At 62.3% G+C, this 1,642-nt stretch carries 4 protein-coding genes; 2 read left to right on the top strand and 2 right to left on the bottom strand.

The features are described 5' to 3' along the window. The coding region (locus ACP5EL_RS09970; protein ID WP_428402360.1) for a hypothetical protein at positions 1-240 on the top strand (240 nt) is incomplete at its 5' end. A gap of 20 nt (positions 241-260) precedes the next feature. Here the strand turns inward: ACP5EL_RS09970 and ACP5EL_RS09965 are convergent. After that, positions 261-392, bottom strand: coding sequence for a hypothetical protein (locus ACP5EL_RS09965; protein ID WP_428402359.1), 132 nt, complete (start codon positions 390-392; stop codon positions 261-263). A gap of 139 nt (positions 393-531) precedes the next feature. On the opposite strand from ACP5EL_RS09965, the gene ACP5EL_RS09960 reads away from it, so the two are divergent. Then, the gene (locus ACP5EL_RS09960) at positions 532-1,476 is read left to right on the top strand and encodes an MBL fold metallo-hydrolase (RefSeq protein WP_428402358.1); all 945 of its coding nucleotides are present in this window, start codon (positions 532-534) and stop codon (positions 1,474-1,476) included. A gap of 6 nt (positions 1,477-1,482) precedes the next feature. Here the strand turns inward: ACP5EL_RS09960 and ACP5EL_RS09955 are convergent, their stop codons facing one another. Then, positions 1,483-1,641, bottom strand: coding sequence for an N-acetyltransferase family protein (locus ACP5EL_RS09955; protein ID WP_428402363.1), 159 nt, complete (start codon positions 1,639-1,641; stop codon positions 1,483-1,485). Between the last annotated feature and the right edge of the window lies 1 nt (position 1,642).

Below are 1,642 nucleotides of genomic sequence, written 5' to 3'. Positions count from 1 at the left end.
GGGGAGGAGACCGACGGGGAGGAGGCCGAGGAGAGCAGAGGCGAGGGCACAGAGCCGGCCACCCTGGCGGATCTCCGGGAAGCTCACCGTCTGGCGGTTGAACGGGGCGAGGCCTCCTTTGTGATCGATGGGATGGAGTTTCAAACGTTTCTTGCCGAATGTATATTGAATTTTTCTGAGAGATATGACGTTCCAGACACGACTTCGCTGAGGGAGATGATCCAAAAGGGCGAGTGGTGACTTTGTAATGAAATCCCCACCTACCTCGCCACCCTGCCCTGGTGAGGGAATGCTCCGACGACGTTCGGTCGCCACCAGATGTAGCCCGTTTTTCCTCCCTCGCCAGTGATGCTCCCGCCGCAGATTGAGATCGAACGCCGCAGAAAGTTCATCACAGCCTCCCGGAAGGGGTCTACATCGCCGCCACAGCGATGACTCCGGCGACGACCGAAAACTTTTAAGACCCTGCCCTCAGCCCGATATAGTGGAGCCAGATTTTATAATTCTGGTCAAGATGGAGACGAGAAGATCATGAAGATTGAGGTGCTGGGCACCGAATCCCTCGGCGTGAGGGGCCTCTCCTGCGTGGTGGAGGCAGATGAGAGGACCATCGTCATAGACCCGGGAGTGGCCCTCGGCTACCTGCGACGGGGCAAGCTCCCCCATCCCCACCAGGTGGCAGTGGGGGCGGAGGTCCGGGAGAGGATAATAGCTGCCCTGGGAAGGGCCACGGACCTCGTGATCAGCCACTACCACGGCGACCACATCCCCCTGGCGGACGCAAACCCCTACCAGCTCTCCCTCAGCGCAATCCCTCCCCTCGCCGATCTCCGGCTCTGGTGCAAGGGGCCTCACGACCTCTCGGACCTGTCGGTACAGAGGTGGATCGACCTCTCCCGGTTCGCCGGCCGAATCCTTCCCGACGCCGAGGAGAGGAGCGACGGACCACTCAGCTTCTCATTGCCCGTGCCCCACGGCTCTGCGAGCTCGAGGCTCGGCACGGTGATGATGACTCGGGTCCAGGAGGGGGAGGAGGTCTTCGTCCACGCCTCCGACATCCAGCTCCTCGACGAGAGGGCGATATCGATCATCCTCGGCTGGCGTCCCACCGTCGTCCTCGCCTCGGGACCACCCCTCTACCTCCCCCGCCTCACCCCCGCGCTGCAGGAGATCGCGTGGAAGAACGGGGAGGCCCTCGCCCGAAAGGTGGATACCCTGATCCTGGACCATCACCTCCTGAGGTCGGTGGCAGGGTACCGGTGGATGGAGCGGCTCGCCGAGACCACGGACAAGAGGGTCACCTGTGCCGCCAAGTTCGCGGGAAGAAAGCCCCTCCTCCTCGAAGCCAGAAGAGACCAGCTCTATGCAGAGATGCCGGTCCCCCGAGACTGGCATGAAGCCTACGCAAACGGGGAGAGCAGCTTCGAAGAATATCGAGACCTGAGCGCCGAATGTCGGCGGTCGATAAACGTCTGACCCCTCTCAGAGCATCCTCTGCATCCATACCACATCGAAGGCCTCGCCCTCCTCTCTCCCGATCGCCTCGAAGCGGCCGCATTCTCGAAACCCGAGCCTTTCGTGGAAGGCGATGCTGCCCTCGTTCCGGGAGGAGATGCCGGCGAGGATCGAGGAGATCCCCATC

This window comes from Methanocrinis sp., assembly GCF_049974945.1.
GTDB lineage: Archaea > Halobacteriota > Methanosarcinia > Methanotrichales > Methanotrichaceae > Methanocrinis.
The sequence above is the reverse complement of the archived record's forward strand: the minus strand, read 5'-3'. Positions and strand labels throughout refer to the sequence as shown.